Annotated in this window: 14 protein-coding genes; 11 read left to right on the top strand and 3 right to left on the bottom strand. The window is 71.6% G+C overall.

Annotated features, from left to right (window positions below; translation table 11 throughout):
* Positions 1-49: 49 nt before the first annotated feature.
* From radA to ACH34Q_RS18105, 3 genes are all read right to left on the bottom strand, one after another.
* The gene (gene radA / locus ACH34Q_RS18095; RefSeq protein WP_395984119.1) at positions 50-1,690 is read right to left on the bottom strand and encodes a DNA repair protein RadA; all 1,641 of its coding nucleotides are present in this window, start codon (positions 1,688-1,690) and stop codon (positions 50-52) included.
* Positions 1,691-1,928: 238 nt separating this feature from the next.
* Positions 1,929-2,987: an alpha/beta fold hydrolase gene (locus ACH34Q_RS18100; protein WP_395984120.1), complete on the bottom strand. Its 1,059-nt coding sequence runs from the start codon at positions 2,985-2,987 to the stop codon at positions 1,929-1,931.
* A 211-nt stretch (positions 2,988-3,198) separates the two neighbouring features.
* The gene (locus tag ACH34Q_RS18105; RefSeq protein WP_395984121.1) at positions 3,199-3,897 is read right to left on the bottom strand and encodes a class I SAM-dependent methyltransferase; all 699 of its coding nucleotides are present in this window, start codon (positions 3,895-3,897) and stop codon (positions 3,199-3,201) included.
* Between the two features lie 244 nt (positions 3,898-4,141).
* Between ACH34Q_RS18105 and ACH34Q_RS18110 the strand changes: the two genes are divergently transcribed.
* The 11 genes from ACH34Q_RS18110 (at position 4,142) to ACH34Q_RS18160 (ending at position 14,895) form a co-directional block, all read left to right on the top strand.
* Positions 4,142-5,041 carry a sugar phosphate isomerase/epimerase family protein gene (locus tag ACH34Q_RS18110; protein WP_395984122.1) on the top strand — a complete coding sequence of 300 codons (900 nt, stop codon included), beginning with the start codon at positions 4,142-4,144 and terminating at the stop codon, positions 5,039-5,041.
* Positions 5,038-5,706: a TetR family transcriptional regulator gene (locus ACH34Q_RS18115; protein WP_395984123.1), complete on the top strand. Its 669-nt coding sequence runs from the start codon at positions 5,038-5,040 to the stop codon at positions 5,704-5,706. The genes ACH34Q_RS18110 and ACH34Q_RS18115 overlap by 4 nt, the downstream gene beginning before the upstream one ends.
* 112 nt (positions 5,707-5,818) lie before the next feature.
* On the top strand, positions 5,819-6,580 hold the full coding sequence (locus tag ACH34Q_RS18120) for an ABC transporter ATP-binding protein (protein WP_395984124.1): 762 nt from the start codon (positions 5,819-5,821) through the stop codon (positions 6,578-6,580).
* Positions 6,577-7,311 carry an ABC transporter permease gene (locus ACH34Q_RS18125; RefSeq protein WP_395984125.1) on the top strand — a complete coding sequence of 245 codons (735 nt, stop codon included), beginning with the start codon at positions 6,577-6,579 and terminating at the stop codon, positions 7,309-7,311. Before ACH34Q_RS18120 ends, ACH34Q_RS18125 begins: the two co-directional genes overlap by 4 nt.
* Positions 7,312-7,487: 176 nt before the next feature.
* Positions 7,488-8,750 (top strand): LCP family protein, encoded by a 1,263-nt coding sequence (locus ACH34Q_RS18130; protein WP_395984126.1) that lies wholly within the window; start codon positions 7,488-7,490, stop codon positions 8,748-8,750.
* A gap of 115 nt (positions 8,751-8,865) precedes the next feature.
* Complete coding sequence (locus ACH34Q_RS18135; protein ID WP_395984281.1) at positions 8,866-9,786, top strand: proline dehydrogenase family protein; 921 nt, start codon at positions 8,866-8,868, stop codon at positions 9,784-9,786.
* A 217-nt stretch (positions 9,787-10,003) separates the two neighbouring features.
* Positions 10,004-10,798, top strand: coding sequence for a pyrroline-5-carboxylate reductase (gene proC / locus ACH34Q_RS18140; RefSeq protein ID WP_395984127.1), 795 nt, complete (start codon positions 10,004-10,006; stop codon positions 10,796-10,798).
* A 92-nt stretch (positions 10,799-10,890) separates the two neighbouring features.
* Positions 10,891-11,340, top strand: a complete 450-nt coding sequence (locus tag ACH34Q_RS18145) for a hypothetical protein (protein WP_395984128.1) — start codon at positions 10,891-10,893, stop codon at positions 11,338-11,340.
* 177 nt (positions 11,341-11,517) lie between these two features.
* Complete coding sequence (locus ACH34Q_RS18150; protein ID WP_395984129.1) at positions 11,518-12,948, top strand: efflux RND transporter periplasmic adaptor subunit; 1,431 nt, start codon at positions 11,518-11,520, stop codon at positions 12,946-12,948.
* Complete coding sequence (locus ACH34Q_RS18155) at positions 12,945-13,649, top strand: ABC transporter ATP-binding protein (RefSeq protein ID WP_395984130.1); 705 nt, start codon at positions 12,945-12,947, stop codon at positions 13,647-13,649. The genes ACH34Q_RS18150 and ACH34Q_RS18155 overlap by 4 nt, the downstream gene beginning before the upstream one ends.
* A 58-nt stretch (positions 13,650-13,707) precedes the next feature.
* Positions 13,708-14,895 carry an ABC transporter permease gene (locus tag ACH34Q_RS18160; RefSeq protein WP_395984131.1) on the top strand — a complete coding sequence of 396 codons (1,188 nt, stop codon included), beginning with the start codon at positions 13,708-13,710 and terminating at the stop codon, positions 14,893-14,895.
* The last annotated feature ends 104 nt before the right edge of the window (positions 14,896-14,999 follow it).

Raw genomic sequence — 14,999 nt, forward strand, 5'->3', positions numbered from 1 at the left:
CTGGCCCTAAGCGTGGGTCGTGTGACGCAACACTCTGGTGTTACGCCTGTTAGGGCGCCGTAAAAGCCACTTGAAGCGCTTGGGTGAGACTGTCCACTTCCATCACTTTCATGCCTTCATGACTGCTGAGGAGCGGGTCCGCGCGCTTGAGCGGCGAGCCGTCGCCGAACGCCAGCGAGCCGCGCGGGACGATCGCGTGCTTGAAGCCGAGCCGGGCGGCCTCGGCCAGCCTGCGCTGCACGCCCGGCACGACGCGCACCTCACCGGCCAGGCCGACCTCGCCGAGCGCGATCAGGCTGCCCGACAGCGACTGCTCGACGGTCGACCCGGCGACGGCCAGGGCCAGCGCGAGGTCGACGGAGGTCTCCGACAGCCGGACGCCGCCGACCGTCGAGACGTACACGTCCTGCTCGTGCATGGAGATCTTGCAGCGCTGGGCCAGCACGGCCAGCACCATCGCGACCCTGGACGTGTCGAGGCCGGACGTGGCGCGCCGGGGCGAGGGCAGGTGCGACTTGGCCACCAGAGCCTGGACCTCGGCGACCAGCGGGCGCCGCCCCTCCAGCGTCACGGTCACGCACGTACCCGGAACGGGCTCCTCGCGCCGGGTCAGGAACAGGCCGCTGGGGTCGGGCAGCCCCACGATTCCCAGCTCGGACAGGTCGAAGCAGCCCAGCTCGTCGGTGGGGCCGTAGCGGTTCTTCACCGCGCGGATCATCCGCAGCCGGCTGTGCCGGTCGCCCTCGAAGTAGAGCACCACGTCCACCAGGTGCTCCAGCAGCCGGGGCCCGGCGATCGCGCCCTCCTTGGTGACGTGGCCGACCAGCACGACGGTGATGCCGCGTTCCTTGGCGATCCGGATGAGGTTGGCGGCGACCTCGCGGATCTGCGTCACGCCGCCCGGCGCGCCGTCGGCCTCGGCCGTTCCGATGGTCTGGATGGAGTCGACGACCACCAGGACGGGCTGCACCGTGTCGATGTGCCCCAGCACGGCCGACAGCTCGGTCTCGGCCGCCAGATAGAGATCGTCGGTGATCGCCCCCACCCGGTCGGCCCGCAACCGCACCTGCTCGGCCGACTCCTCGCCGGTGATGTAGAGAACGGGCCGCCGCTCCGTTCCGGCGGCATCGCCCCCACCGGCCGGCCCTGAGCCATTGGTCTGCCCGGCCCCATTGGACGACCCTGGGCCATTGGACGACGCAGTCCCATTGGACGCCGCGGAGCCACCTGTTGACGTGGCCTCGCCGGGCGCCGCAGAGCCTCCGGGTGACGCGACCCCATCAGACGACCGGATGTCACTGGCCGACGTGGTGCCGTTCTGTGCGGCCGAGCCACCGAATGAGGTGGTGGAGGCCAGGGCGGCGACCTCCAGGAGCAGGGTGGACTTGCCGATGCCGGGCTCGCCCGCCAGCAGGACGACGGCGCCGGGGACGATGCCGCCGCCCAGGACGCGGTCGAGCTCATCGAGGCCGGTCGGTCTGGTCTGCGAGGAGCGGACGTCGACCTGGCCGATGGGCCGGGCGGGGGTGGTGACGGCACCCGCCGCGACCACCCGCGCGGGGCTGGCCGAGCCGGCCTCGATGACCGTGCCCCAGACCTGGCACTCGCCGCAGCGGCCGATCCATTTGGAGGTCTGCCAGCCGCACTCCGTGCAGCGGTAGGTCGGCTTCGCCGTCTTCGCCTTGGCCATGCGCCGAAGCGTAGAGGGCGGCACCGACAATCCCGGGCCCGGTCGCCGGACGCGGTGACATCACGGTGACCGAATGTGTGACATTGCTTACCCAGCCCGCCTGGAACGCGTGACGCTCCGTCACCCGAACGCCGGGGTTGCCCTGAACGTCAGGAGCACCCCGAACGTCAGGAGCAACCCGAACGTCAAGGTCACCCCGAACGCCGGGGTCGCCCCGAACGCCAGTGTCACCTGGGCGTCAGGCGGCGAGGGACGTGCGGGCCCGTTCGATCAGGTCGCCGAGGTGGTCGGAGACGGCGCTCGGACGTTCCAGCATGGCCATGTGGCCGGCGGACGGGACGACCTCCAGCCGGCCGGACGGGACGCAGCCGGCGATCTTGAGGCTGTGCTCGACCGGGGTGAGCCGGTCGTGCTCGGCGCCGATGACCAGCGTGTCGGCCCCGGCCAGCGCGCCGCACTCGCTGATCACCTCGGTGGTGATCATGGAGTGCAGGAAGCCGAGGAACGCGTCCATCCGGGTGTCGGCCATCATCTGCTCGGCGAACGCCACCGCGTTCGGTCCGGCGTCCGGGCCGAACGCGATCAGGTCCTCCATCAGCATCGAGCCGGTACGTCCCACCCGGCGGACCTTCTCGATGGCCGGCGATCCGGCGCCGGCGGCCCGCAGCGCGCGGGGCAGCACCCGCTGGGTGAGCCGCGTCAGCGCGACCGGGAGGCCCAGCGTGACCTGGCCGAGCCCGCCCGAGGACGTGCACAGCAGGCCGGTGGCGACCACCCTGCGGTTGAACAGCTCCGGGTACTCGTCGGCGAACTGCATGATCGTCATGCCGCCCATCGAGTGCCCGATCAGGACCACCGGGGTGTCCTCCGGGACGGTCTGCTCGATCACCGCGGCCAGGTCGCCCGCCAGCCGGTCGAGCGCGTACCCGCCGCGGTCCCCGCCCTGCGAGCGGCCGTGCCCGCGCTGGTCCCAGAAGACGAGCCGGCCGAGGTCGCGCAGGGCCTTGCGCTGGAAGTGCCAGGAGTCCTGGGTGAGCGTCCAGCCGTGCGAGAACACGATCGCCAGATCGGTACGGTCCACCCCGTCGACCTCGGCGTAAAGGCGGGTGCCGTCGCTCGCCCGTACCGGTACGGGACGCCCGCGCAGGCTGCCGAACGGCTCGCCCGCGAACGGGTCGGGCCGCATCTGGAGCTGCCGGAGGGCGTGCCGCTGCGCGGCCAGCCCGGCGCCGGCCGCCCCCGCGCCGAGCGCGGTCGCGGCGAGGATGGTGCGGCTCGTTCTGGCGGCACGGCCCATGCTGCTGGCCTCCTTCTACGCCGGTACGCCCGCGATCCGCTGAAGCGCCCGGAATGTCTGTGGCGGATTCATTGTGATGCACCGCCGGGGAATCGGCACCAGCCGGGTACGTCCGGATCGTCCATGCCCTGTTCACGCCCTGAGCGAGGCTCGTTCAGCGCAGGAGCGCCGTTCAGCGCAGGAGCGCCGTTCAGCGCAGGCGCCACCAGAGTCAGTGCAGGCGCCACCAGAGGTTGACGGCGTAGTCGACCTCGCGGCCGGGGTGCTCGCGCAGGGCGGCCTCGGCCAGCTCGGGCGGGAACTCGATGCCCAGGACGGCGGCCAGGTCGTCGCGGGTCTCGAACGACCACCGGATGGTCAGCGGCTCGCGCTGGAAGCCGTGCCGGGCCCAGAACCGCTCGACCGCGCCGGGATCGTACGAGGGCAGGCTGCGCCGGAACCAGCCGCCGAACGTGGAGCGGGTGGCGTCGTTGTCGATGATGAAGATCGCGCCGCCGCGCCGGACGACCCGGCCGAGCTCGGCCAGTCCCGGCTCGCAGCCGGGGCCGAAGAAGTAGGCCCACCGGGCGTGCACCACGTCGACGGACGCGTCCGGAAGTGGCAATGCCTGCGCCGCTCCCATACGTACCGTGACATTCGGGACGTCTCGCACCCGGCGGCGGGCGGCCGAGGCCAGTCCCGAATGCGGCTCGATCCCGATCACCCGGGCCGCCTCGCGGGCGAAGACCGGCAGGTGGAAGCCCGTACCGCAGCCGAGGTCGAGCACCGTGGCCCCGTCCCACGGGCGGATGGCGCGCATCGCCGAGTCGAGCGTCCCGTCGGGGTCCACGGCACGGTTCTCGATCTCGTACACCCGCGGCGAGTTCCAGATGTTCGGGCTCGGTACGGCCCCCGGTGCGATCTCGGCCACGGGAACCCAGGGTAGCCACTCGGTGTGCCGGGAAATCGGGCTCGGTGCCGTCCGCGGGTTTCTTCGGGGCTCCGGGCGCATAGGCTTTCCGTTGCGTGAGCGCCGCCGGGCGGGGCAGGGTGCCATTGGGTCCGGCCCAACGGAGCCCACGGACGATAGCCCATGGGTGCGAGCCCGCGGGCGAGACCGCTTAGCGACCACCATGCAGCTACCACCATGCAGCGACCACCATGGCGAGGGAGCCTTGACCCCGCAGCACAACGGCGCCGCCACTCCGGCCATCCGCGTGCCGGATGCGCCGATCACGCTGTCCACGGCGTCGGTCTATCCGGAGAAGGTGCCGAGCGCCTTCGAGATCGCCGCGCTGCTCGGGTACGACGGCATCGAGATCATGGTCTCGACCGACGCCTCGTCGCAGGACCTCAACGTGCTGCGCCGGCTGTCGGACTACCACCAGGTCCCGATCAAGTCGATCCACGCGCCCTGCCTGCTGCTGACGCAGCGGGTGTGGGGCCGCGAGCCGTGGGGCAAGCTCGTCCGCTCCAAGGAGGTCGCCGAGGAGCTGGGCGCCGACGTGGTGGTGGTGCATCCGCCGTTCCGCTGGCAGCGCGAGTACGCCCGGGAGTTCGTCGAGGGCCTGGCCCGCATGCAGGACGAGACCGACGTCCTGTTCGCTGTGGAGAACATGTTCCCGCTTAAGGCGCGCGGCGCCGAGGCGGGCATGTACCTGCCCGACTGGAACCCGGTCGACCAGGACTACCCGTTCGTGACCCTGGACCTGTCGCACACCGCCGTTTCCGGCTCCGACGCGCTCGACATGGCCGACCGGCTCGGCGAGCGGCTGCGGCACGTCCACCTGGCCGACGGCGTCGGTGTCACCAACAAGGACGAGCATCTGGTGCCCGGCCGGGGCAACCAGCCGTGCGGCCAGATGCTGGAACGGCTGGCCGACGACGCCTACGGCGGCCACATCTGCCTGGAGGTCAACACCCGCCGCGCCGCCAGCCGTGCCGAGCGGATGGAGGACCTGGCCGAGGCGCTCGCGTTCACCCGCCTGCACCTTGCCGCCGCCGAAGGCGCCACCGGCTCCCGAGCGTGGGAGGTCACGCCGGGCGGTGAGGTGTCCCCCAGGAGCGCGTGGTGACCGAGGCGGAGCCCGTACGCCCGGATCCAGAGCCCGAACCCACGGAGCCTGTACGCCCCGATTCCGTACGTCCGGAGGCCGAGCGTCCGGGAATCGAACGGCGTCCTGGACGCCGGCCGGGCCCGACCGAGACCCGCGAGGCGATCCTGGCCGCCGCCCGTGAGCTGTTCGCCGAGAAGGGGTACGACGGCGCCTCGCTGCGCGCCATCGCCCGTACCGCCGGGGTCGATCCCGCCCTGGTGCACCACTTCTTCGGCAACAAGGAGGGTGTCTTCGTCGCGGCCATGCGGTTCCCGGTGGACCCGTCGGAGCTGGTCCCCAGGATCATGGCGGCGCCCCGGGACCGTCTCGGCGAGACCCTGGTCCGCACGTTCCTTGAGGTCTGGACCGACGACGAGCGGCGCGCGCCGATCATGGCGATGCTGCGGTCCGCGATGACCAACGAGCAGGCCGCCGTGATGATGCGGCAGTTCGTGAGCTCGGCGCTGCTCGGCCGGGCGGCCGAGATCCACGGGATCCCGCTGATCCGGGTCAACGCCGCCGCCGGCCAGATGATCGGCGTGATGCTGCTCCGGTACGTGCTGAAGGTCGAGCCGATCGCCTCGGCCTCTCCCGAGGAACTGGTCGAGCTGCTGGCTCCCAGCATCCAGCTTTACCTGGCCTGACCGTCCCCTTTGCCCCCCTGCGTGTCGCCCCCTGCGTGCGGCCCCTGCCGCGCGCCGCTTTTCGCATGCCCGGGGCCTTGACCGCGAGCGACCGGCGACATAAATTCAACACATGATGAGTTCTAGTCCCGCGTCCGGCCCTGCTTCTGGTCCGGGTACCGCGGTGAGCGTCCGCGGGCTGCAGGTGGAACGGGGTGGACGGCCGGTCCTGCACGGGCTCGACTTCGAGGTACCGCGCGGCTCGGTCATCGGGCTGCTGGGCCCGAGCGGCTGCGGCAAGACCACGCTGATGCGGGCCGTGGTGGGCGTGCAGATCGTCAAGGGCGGCGAGGTCACCGTGCTCGGCGAGCCCGCCGGATCGCCCGGTCTGCGGCGCCGCGTCGGCTACGCGACCCAGTCGCCCGCCGTCTACGCCGACCTCAGCGTCCGGGAGAACATGCGCTACTTCGCCGCCGTCCTCGGCGCGCCGCGTTCCGACGCCGACCGCGTCATCGACGAGGTGGGCCTGGGCGGCGCCCGCGACCAGCTCGCCGCGACCCTGTCCGGCGGCCAGTTCAGCCGCGCCAACCTGGCGGTCGCCCTGCTCGGCACGCCCGAGCTGCTCGTCCTGGACGAGCCGACCGTGGGCCTGGACCCGGTGCTGCGCCAGGAGCTGTGGGAGCTGTTCCGGGAGCTGGCCGAACGGGGCACCACCCTCATGGTCTCCAGCCACGTCATGGACGAGGCCGGCCGCACCGACCGGCTGCTGCTGATGCGCGAGGGCCGGATCCTGGCCGACGGCACGCCCGAGTCGCTGCGCGCCCGTACCGGCCGGAACGACCTGGAGGCGGCGTTCCTGCACCTGATCAGCGAGCGGGCGGGGAGTCCCTCATGAACGTCTCGATCACGCTGGCCACGACGCGCCGCATCCTGCGGCAGCTCCGGCACGACCACCGCACGATCGGCCTGATGGTCGGGGTACCGACGCTGCTGATGATCCTGCTCCGGTACGTGTTCGACGGGCCCGGCCTGTTCGACCGGATCGGGCCGATGCTGCTCGGGCTGTTCCCGTTCGTGATCATGTTCGTGGTGACCAGCGTCGGCACGCTGCGCGAGCGCACCAGCGGCACGCTGGAACGGCTGATGACCATGCCGATGGGCAAGCTGGACCTGCTGCTGGGCTATGCGCTGGCGTTCGGGCTGCTGGCCCTGGTGCAGGTCGGGGTGGCGCTGGGGATCGCGCTGACCTGGCTGGATCTGGACCTCGTCGGCTCGGTCTGGTCGCTGCTGCTGGTCGCGATCCTGAACGCCCTGCTCGGTGTGGCGCTGGGCCTGCTCGCCAGCGCGTTCGCGCGTACCGAGTTCCAGGCGGTGCAGTTCATGCCCGCGTTCGTCCTGCCGCAGCTGCTGCTGTGCGGGCTGCTCGTACCGCGCGAGAAGATGGCCGGCTGGCTGGAGGCGATCTCGAACGTGCTGCCGCTGTCGTACGCGATGGACGCCATGCAGCGGGTGACCGTGGAGGCCGAGTTCAGCGGCACGCTCACCCGCGACGTCGTGGTCATCTCCGGATGCGTGCTCGTGGCGCTGCTGCTGGGCGCCGCCACGCTGCGCCGCCGTACAGACTGAGCCACGCTGCGCTGCCGCCCTGCGCCGTCGCCCTGTGCCGCCCTGAGCCGCGTACCGAGTTGCGCACTCAGTACGCGCACTCAGTACGCGCACTCAGTACGCGCACTGAGCTGCCGGACCGACCGAGCCGCCATAGTGACTGACCTGGGCGCCCCCGGCTGCTAATCTCGCGCGACATGAGTCCCCTTGACCCGCCGGGTCCCGGCGCGCCCGTACCGGGGCCGGGTTCCGGCGCCGGAACCGCCGCCGCCGGCCAGTCCCCGGCCGGCCAAATCCCGGTGGGCCAGACCCCGGCGGGCCAAATCCCGGTGGGCCAGGACCCGGCGGGCCAGATCCCGGCGGGCCAGGACCCGCACGGGTTCTTCGCGCCCGGCGGCTCGGGCGACGATCCGGGGGGCCCGCCCGGACCGGGGGACGACACGCCGGCCAGGAAGCGCCGCTGGCCCCGAGTCCTCGCCGCGGTGGGCGTGTTCCTGCTGCTGATCGTGGTCGGCACGGCGGGCCTCGTCTGGCAGCGCCAGTCGGCGTACAACGGCAACATCGAGCGGGTCCCGAGCGCGATGCCGACCGGCAAGAACCGGCCGGGCCCGAACGTCGCCGGTACCCAGAACTGGCTGCTGGTCGGCTCCGACAGCCGCGCCGAGGTCGGTACGACCGGTGCGGGCGCCCGGGTCTGGAAGCAGGGCGGCCAGCGGTCCGACACGATCATGCTGCTGCACCTGCCGGCCGACCGCAGCAAGGCGTACGTGATCTCGTTCCCCCGGGACTCCTGGGTACAGATCCCCGGCTACGGCCCGCAGAAGATCAACGCGGCGTTCTCCTACGGTGGCCCACCGCTGCTGATCGAGACCGTGGAGTCTCTCACCGGCATCCGGATCGACCACTTCGGTGCGATCGACTTCAACGGGTTCAAGTCGATGACCGACGCGCTCGGCGGCGTCGAGGTCAACATCGAGAAGAGCGTGTACGACCCGGCCCGCAAGGTGCACTGGCCGGCGGGCCGGCAGACGCTCGACGGCGAGAAGGCGCTGCTGTTCGTCCGGCAGCGCTACAACCTGGCCAACGGCGACTTCGACCGGATCAAGCGCCAGCAGGCGTTCCTGCGCGCGCTGGCCAAGAAGGCCTCGGACGGCGGTACGGTCTCCAACCCGCTCAAGCTGAACCGGTTCCTGTCGGCGCTGACCAAGTCGATCAGCGTGGACGACTCGGTCTCGGGCGGCGACCTGCGCAAGCTGGCGCTCAGCATGCGCGGGGTCCGGCCCGGCGACGTGGAGTTCATGACCGCGCCGCACAAGGGCAGCGCGCAGCGCGCCAAGCAGAGCGTGGTGCTGCTCGACAAGGCCAAGGCGACGGCCCTGTTCGAGGCCGTGAAGACCGCCGAGGTGGCCCAGTACGTGGAGAAGTACGGCGGCACGAACCGCGTCGGCACGGTCTCCTGATCAGCGCGGCCTCCTGACCGGCGCGGCGATCAGGAGGCCAGTGAGCCGGGCCCTTCTCCGGGCATTAACCTGAAAAGGCGGGACGATGCCGTCCCGTACGGAGAAGGGGATGCAAGTGCTTCGTCAGGCCCTGCTGTTCGCGTCGCGCAGCGACGGCTTCCGCAAGATCGTGGAGACCGCGCCGCTGTCCCGCGACGTCGTCCGCCGGTTCATCGCGGGCGAGACGATCGACGACGCGATGCGGGTCACGGGCGCGCTGACCGACGAGGGGCTGCTGGTCAGCCTGGACGTCCTAGGCGAGGACGTGCACGACGCCGACCAGGCGGGCGCGACCGTCAAGCACTACGTCGAGCTGCTCGAACGGCTGGCCGGCACCGATCTGGGGCCGCGCGCCGAGGTGTCGCTGAAGCCGTCCGCGATCGGCCAGAACTTCGACGAGGCCCTCGCGCTGGAGAACGCCCGCCGCATCTGCACGGCGGCCCGTTCGGCGAGCACCACGGTCACGCTCGACATGGAGGACCACGAGCAGGTCGACTCGACCCTGCGGATCCTGCACGAACTGCGGCGCGACTTCCCCGACACGGGCGCGGTCGTCCAGGCGTACCTGCGCCGCGCCGAGGAGCACTGTGCCGAGCTGGCGTACGAGGGCTCGCGCGTACGGCTGTGCAAGGGCGCCTACGCCGCGCCCGACCGGGTCGCGTTCACCGGCAAGACCGAGATCGACAAGTCGTTCGTGCGCTGCATGAAGGTCCTGATGGCCGGCAAGGGTTACCCGATGCTGGCCACGCACGACCCGCGCCTGGTCGACATCGCCGGCGCGCTGGCGGTGCTCCACGACCGCGACCCGAACACCTTCGAGTACCAGATGCTGTACGGCATCCGTCCCCAGGAGCAGCGGCGGCTGGCCGAGCAGGGGGCCAAGGTGCGGGTGTACGTCGCGTACGGCGACGAGTGGTACGGCTACTTCATGCGCCGGATGGCCGAGCGCCCGTCCAACCTTGGATTCTTCATGCGCTCGGTGGCCACCAAGTCCTGACCGCCGTCCCGCCAGCCAGCCTCGACCGCGGTGCCTCGACCGCGGTGCCTCGACCGCGGTGCCTCGACCGCGGTGCCTCGACCGCGGTGCCTCGACCGCGGTGCCTCAACCGCGGTGCCTCAACCGCGGTGCCTCAACCGCAGTGCCTCAACCACGGGGCCGCGGCGAGCTGGCGCTAGGCTGGCGGCGTCGTTGGACCCCACGTCAAGGTGTACGAATGATCGCGATTCTGGGTGCCGGCAAGATGGGCGAGGCGCTGCTGTCCGGCGTGCTGCGCGCCGGCCGCCATCCGTCCGAGCTCAAGGCCACCGTCCGCCGCGAGGAGCGCGGTGCGCTGCTGCGCGAGCGGTACGGCGTCGAGATCGTCGGCAACGACGAGGCCGCGTCCACCGCGGACACGCTGGTGCTGGCGGTCAAGCCGCAGGACATGGGCGTGCTGCTGGCCGAGGTCGGCGACCGGGTCAGGCCGGGGACGCTGGTCATCTCGATGGCCGCCGGGATCGTCACGGGCTTCATCGAGGAGCGGCTGCCGGCCGGCGTCCCGGTCGTCCGGGTCATGTCCAACACGCCCGTTGTCGTGGACGAGGCGATGAGCGTGATCTCGGCGGGCTCGCACGCGGGCGAGGACCATCTGAAGCTGGCCGAGGAGCTGCTGTCGCCGGTCGGGAAGGTGCTGCGCCTGCCCGAGTCCCTGCAGGACGGCGCGACGGCCCTGTCCGGCAGCGGCCCGGCGTACTTCTACTACCTGGTCGAGGCGATGGTGGACGCGGGCATCCTGCTGGGGATGCCGCGCGCGGCGGCGCTGGAGATGGTGATCCAGTCGGCGGTGGGGGCCGCTGTGATGCTGCGCGACTCCGGCGAGCATCCGGTGATGCTGCGCGAAGCGGTCACCTCGCCCGGCGGTACGACGATCTCGGCGATCCGGGAGCTGGAGCGGCACGGGGTACGGGCCGCGGTGCTGGAGGCCATCGAGGCCGCCCGCAACCGGGGCCGCGAGCTGGCCGGCGGCTGACCGCCGGCCGAGTCACCCGCCGACCTCCCGGTCGGAAAGATCACTACTCGGAATGGTTGATCCAAATCAGACCTCGTGACCGTGTAAGGGATATGGGACTTCTGCTGCGCGTCCTGGTGGCCGCCGGGCTGCTCATCGACGCCTACGTCCACTGGAGCTTCGCGCCCGACATGGTGAACGTCGGGGAGGGCGGCGCCATCACCGGTGACGTGCTGTTCCGCGGCCAGGCGGTGGTCGCGGCGGTGGTCGCGGTGCTCGTCCTCCTCTGGGCCCGGCGGTGGACCTACGCCATCGCGTTCGTGGTCGCGGTGAGCGCCTTCGGCGCCGTTCTCCTGTACTACATGGTCGACCTGTCGACGCTCGGCCCCATCCCGGACCTGTACGACCCGGCCTGGTACCGCGAGAAGACGATCAGCGCCATCGGTGAGGCCGTGGCCGCCACCGCCGCCATGTTCGGCATCATGACCGCCGGCAAGCGCCGGGACCGTTCCGAGGGCTCCCCGGCCCCCGCCGCGTCCCCACCCGCGCCCCACGCCCCCTGACGGGTCCCACCGACACGCGTCCCCCTGACACATGTTCCACTGACACATGCCCCTGACCCACATCCCCTGATGAAGTGGCGCATGTCTTTAATGGGACGGCTGGCCTTAATGGGACGTTTGGGGCAAGGTGTCGGGCAAGTACTGACGTAGCGGCAGGACGCCTCCTACGATGCCTCCGTGGCCCTCCGGCGCTCGGCCCCCACTGCTCGTTCAGGGACATCTGCTCGTCCAGGAACGACTGCTCGTTCGAGAACGCTCCCTGCGCTGATCATCGCCCTGCTGCTGGCCGCGGAGCTCAGCGCCTGTACGAGCGGCGGCGGGGACGGCCAGGACAGGTTCAAGCTCGGCCGGGTGTCCCGTGCGGACGTGTCGGAGCTGGTCGAGGCGCCCGCCAAGGTGGCCGCGCGGGCCACCGCCACGGTGCGTTCTCCGTCCGAGGGCACCGTCAGGCGCCTCTACGTCAAGGATGGCGACCGGGTCCGCGAGGGCGAGGTCCTGGCGAAGATCGACTCGCCTGCGGCGCGGGAGCGGCTCGCCCAGGCCCGCGAAGCGGACGGATCCGTGGCCGGCGGCGGTACGAGCCTTCCCGCCGGACTGGACGCCACCGCGTTCCAGCGCGGCACGGACCGTACGGTACGGGACGGGTTCGCCGCCGCCCGCAAGGTGGCGGCCAGGATCCCCGACCTGCGGCAGCGGGCGGCGGCGCTGGCCGGGATCGCCAAGGCCGAGGGGGAGTACCGGACCGCCTCGCAGGCCGCGAGGGAGGCGGTCGCGCGGCTGAACGACGGGCTCGGCAGCCTCGGTACGGCGGTCTCCTCGATCACGGCGGCCCAGCGCGTGCAGACCAGGTCCGCCGTGCGTTCGGCGGAACGGACCGTACAAGACCTCACGATCAAGGCGCCGTTCGACGGCGTGGCCAGTGTGGGCGGCCCGGCCGGGGGTACCGGTGGGCTCGGCGCCGTGCTCGACCAGTTGCCCGGCCAACTCGGAGCCCAAGCAGGAGGCGGCGGCGGGCTCCCGATCCCGAGCGGGGCCGGAGGCGGTGCCAAGGACGCGACCTCGATCGCCACTGGAGTACCGGTGGCAGCCGGGGATGCGATCGTCACGGTCACCGACGTCTCCCGCCTGTCCCTGGCCGCCGACGTCGACGAGACCGACGTGCTGCGGATCGCGGACGGCGTGCGGGCGGACGTGGAGTTCGACGCCGTCCAGGGTGGCACGTACCCCGCCGAGGTCACCGGCATCGGCGTCACGCCCACCGAATCCAGCGGCGGGGGCGTCTCGTACAAGGTCACCCTGACCCTCGGCGAGGGCACGATGTCGGGCGGCGGCCGCGCGCCCCGTCCCAAGCCCGGCATGAGCGCCGTGGTCAACCTGCGGGTACGCGAGGTACGCGGCGTGCTGTCGGTGCCATCCTCGGCGATCGTCAGCAGCGGCCGCGAGTCGATCGTCTGGGCGGTCGCGGACGGCCGGGCCCAGCGGCGCGTGGTGGGGCTCGGAGCCCAGGGCGACACGGTCGTCCAGATCGTACGGGGCCTGCGCGAAGGCGAGCAGATCGTCGTACGCGGCGCCGACGCGGTCGAACCGGGCCAGGAGTTCGGAACGTGACCCCTGGCGCGAGCGACGCCCCCGCGCTGGAGGCGGTGGACGTCACCCGCGCCTACAAGATGGAGGGCGTCTCCGTACAGGCGCTGCGCGGAGTGAGCCTGCGCGTCGACGAGGGCGAGTTCGCCGCGATCCTCGGGCCGTCCGGCTCCGGAAAGTCCACCCTGATGCACCTGCTCGGCTGCCTGGACCGCCCGACCGCCGGCACGCTGCGCGTCGGCGGCCGGAACGTCGCCGAACTCTCCGACACCGAACTCGCCGAACTGCGCAACTCCCGCGTGGGGTTCGTCTTCCAGTCGTTCCACCTCCTCGCCCGTACGAGCGCGCGCGAGAACGTGGCGCTGCCGCTGGTCTACCGGGGCATGCCGCGCGCCGAACGCCGGCGCCTAGCCGTCCAGGCCCTCACCACCGTCGGCCTCGAACACCGGGTCGGCCACCGTCCCGGCCAGCTGTCCGGAGGCGAGCAGCAGCGGGTCGCCATCGCCCGCGCACTGGTCGGCGACCCCGGTGTCGTGCTGGCCGACGAACCCACCGGGAACCTCGACACCCGTACCGGCCACGAGGTGATGGACCTCCTTGAACGCCTCAACCACGAGCGGGGCATGGCGATCATCCTGGTCACCCATGAGCCCGACATCGCCGCCCGTGCCCGCCGCCAGATCCACATCCGCGACGGCCTGATCGAACGGGACACGGGCGCATGAGGGACACGGGCAGATCGGGAGCACGGGCGGATGAGGAGCACGGGCGGATGAGGAGCCGATGAGGTACGGCGAGTCGTTCCGGGTGGCGCTGGAGGCGCTGCGCGTCAACCGGCTGCGCAGCGCGCTCACCATGTTCGGCGTGGTCATCGGCGTCGCCGCCGTAGTGGTCCTGGTCGCGATCGGCAGCGGCGCCCGCGACTTGGTGGAGAGCGAGATCGAGGGCCTCGGCTCCAACATCATCTTCGTGGCGCCCGGGCAGCTGGGCATCGGCTCACCGCCGTCCATCAGCCGGATGCGCCTGGAGGACGTCTCCTACCTCGGCCGCGTCGTCGGCGACGAGAGCCGGATCGCCGTGGCCCTCAACTCCGGCCAGACCGTACGAGCCGGGCGCAACCAGACGTACTCCAGCATCGTCGGCGCCAACCAGAACCTGCGCAACGTCTTCGACCGTCCCGTCCGGCGCGGCCGCTACCTCAGCGAAACCGACGTGGACACGCGCCGCCGCGTCGTCGTCTTGGGCTCCGACATCGCCCGCGAGCTGTTCGGCGACGTCGATCCGGTCGGCCGGCAGATCGCGATCGGGGGCGGCACCCGGTTCCGCGTGGTCGGCGTGTTCGAGACCGTCGGCCAGACGTTCGGCCAGACCAGGGACACCGAGGTGCACATCCCGGTGACGACCGCCCAGCGGATGTTCGGCGTCACCCGGATCGACTACCTCGCCATCCGCGCCCCGTCCAGCGACGCCATCCCGCGCCTGCAACGGCAGGTGGTGGACGCCCTGGAGACCCGGTACCGGGGCGAACAGTTCACCGCGATCACCCAGACCCAGCTGCTCGGCACCATCGGCACCGTACTGAGCGCGCTGACCGGCGTCCTGGCCGCGATCGCGGCGATCTCGCTCCTGGTAGGCGGCGTCGGGGTCTCCAACATCATGCTGGTCGGCGTCCGCGAACGGACCCGCGAGATCGGGCTCCGCAAGGCCTTGGGCGCCCGCCAGCGCGACATCCTCACCCAGTTCCTGGCCGAGGCGGTCATGCTGACGACCCTCGGCGGGGTCGCCGGGATCTTGCTCGGCGCCGGCGCCTCGCTGACCATCTCCGCCGTGTCACCCGTACCGGCCTCGATCACCTGGTGGTCACCCGTCCTGGCGTTCGCGGTCTCCGCCGCGGTCGGCGTCTTCTTCGGCGTCGTCCCCGCCCGCCGCGCCGGCCGCCTGGACCCGGTTATCGCCCTCCGTACGGAGTGACCCGTGCTGCGTGACCTGTACTGAGTGACCCGTGCTGAGTAACCCGGACTGAGTGACCCGGACTGCGTGACCCGGACGGAAGACGGGAGTTGGCGAGGCATCTC

This window comes from Actinomadura sp. 9N407, from assembly GCF_044326315.1.
Lineage (GTDB): Bacteria > Actinomycetota > Actinomycetes > Streptosporangiales > Streptosporangiaceae > Spirillospora.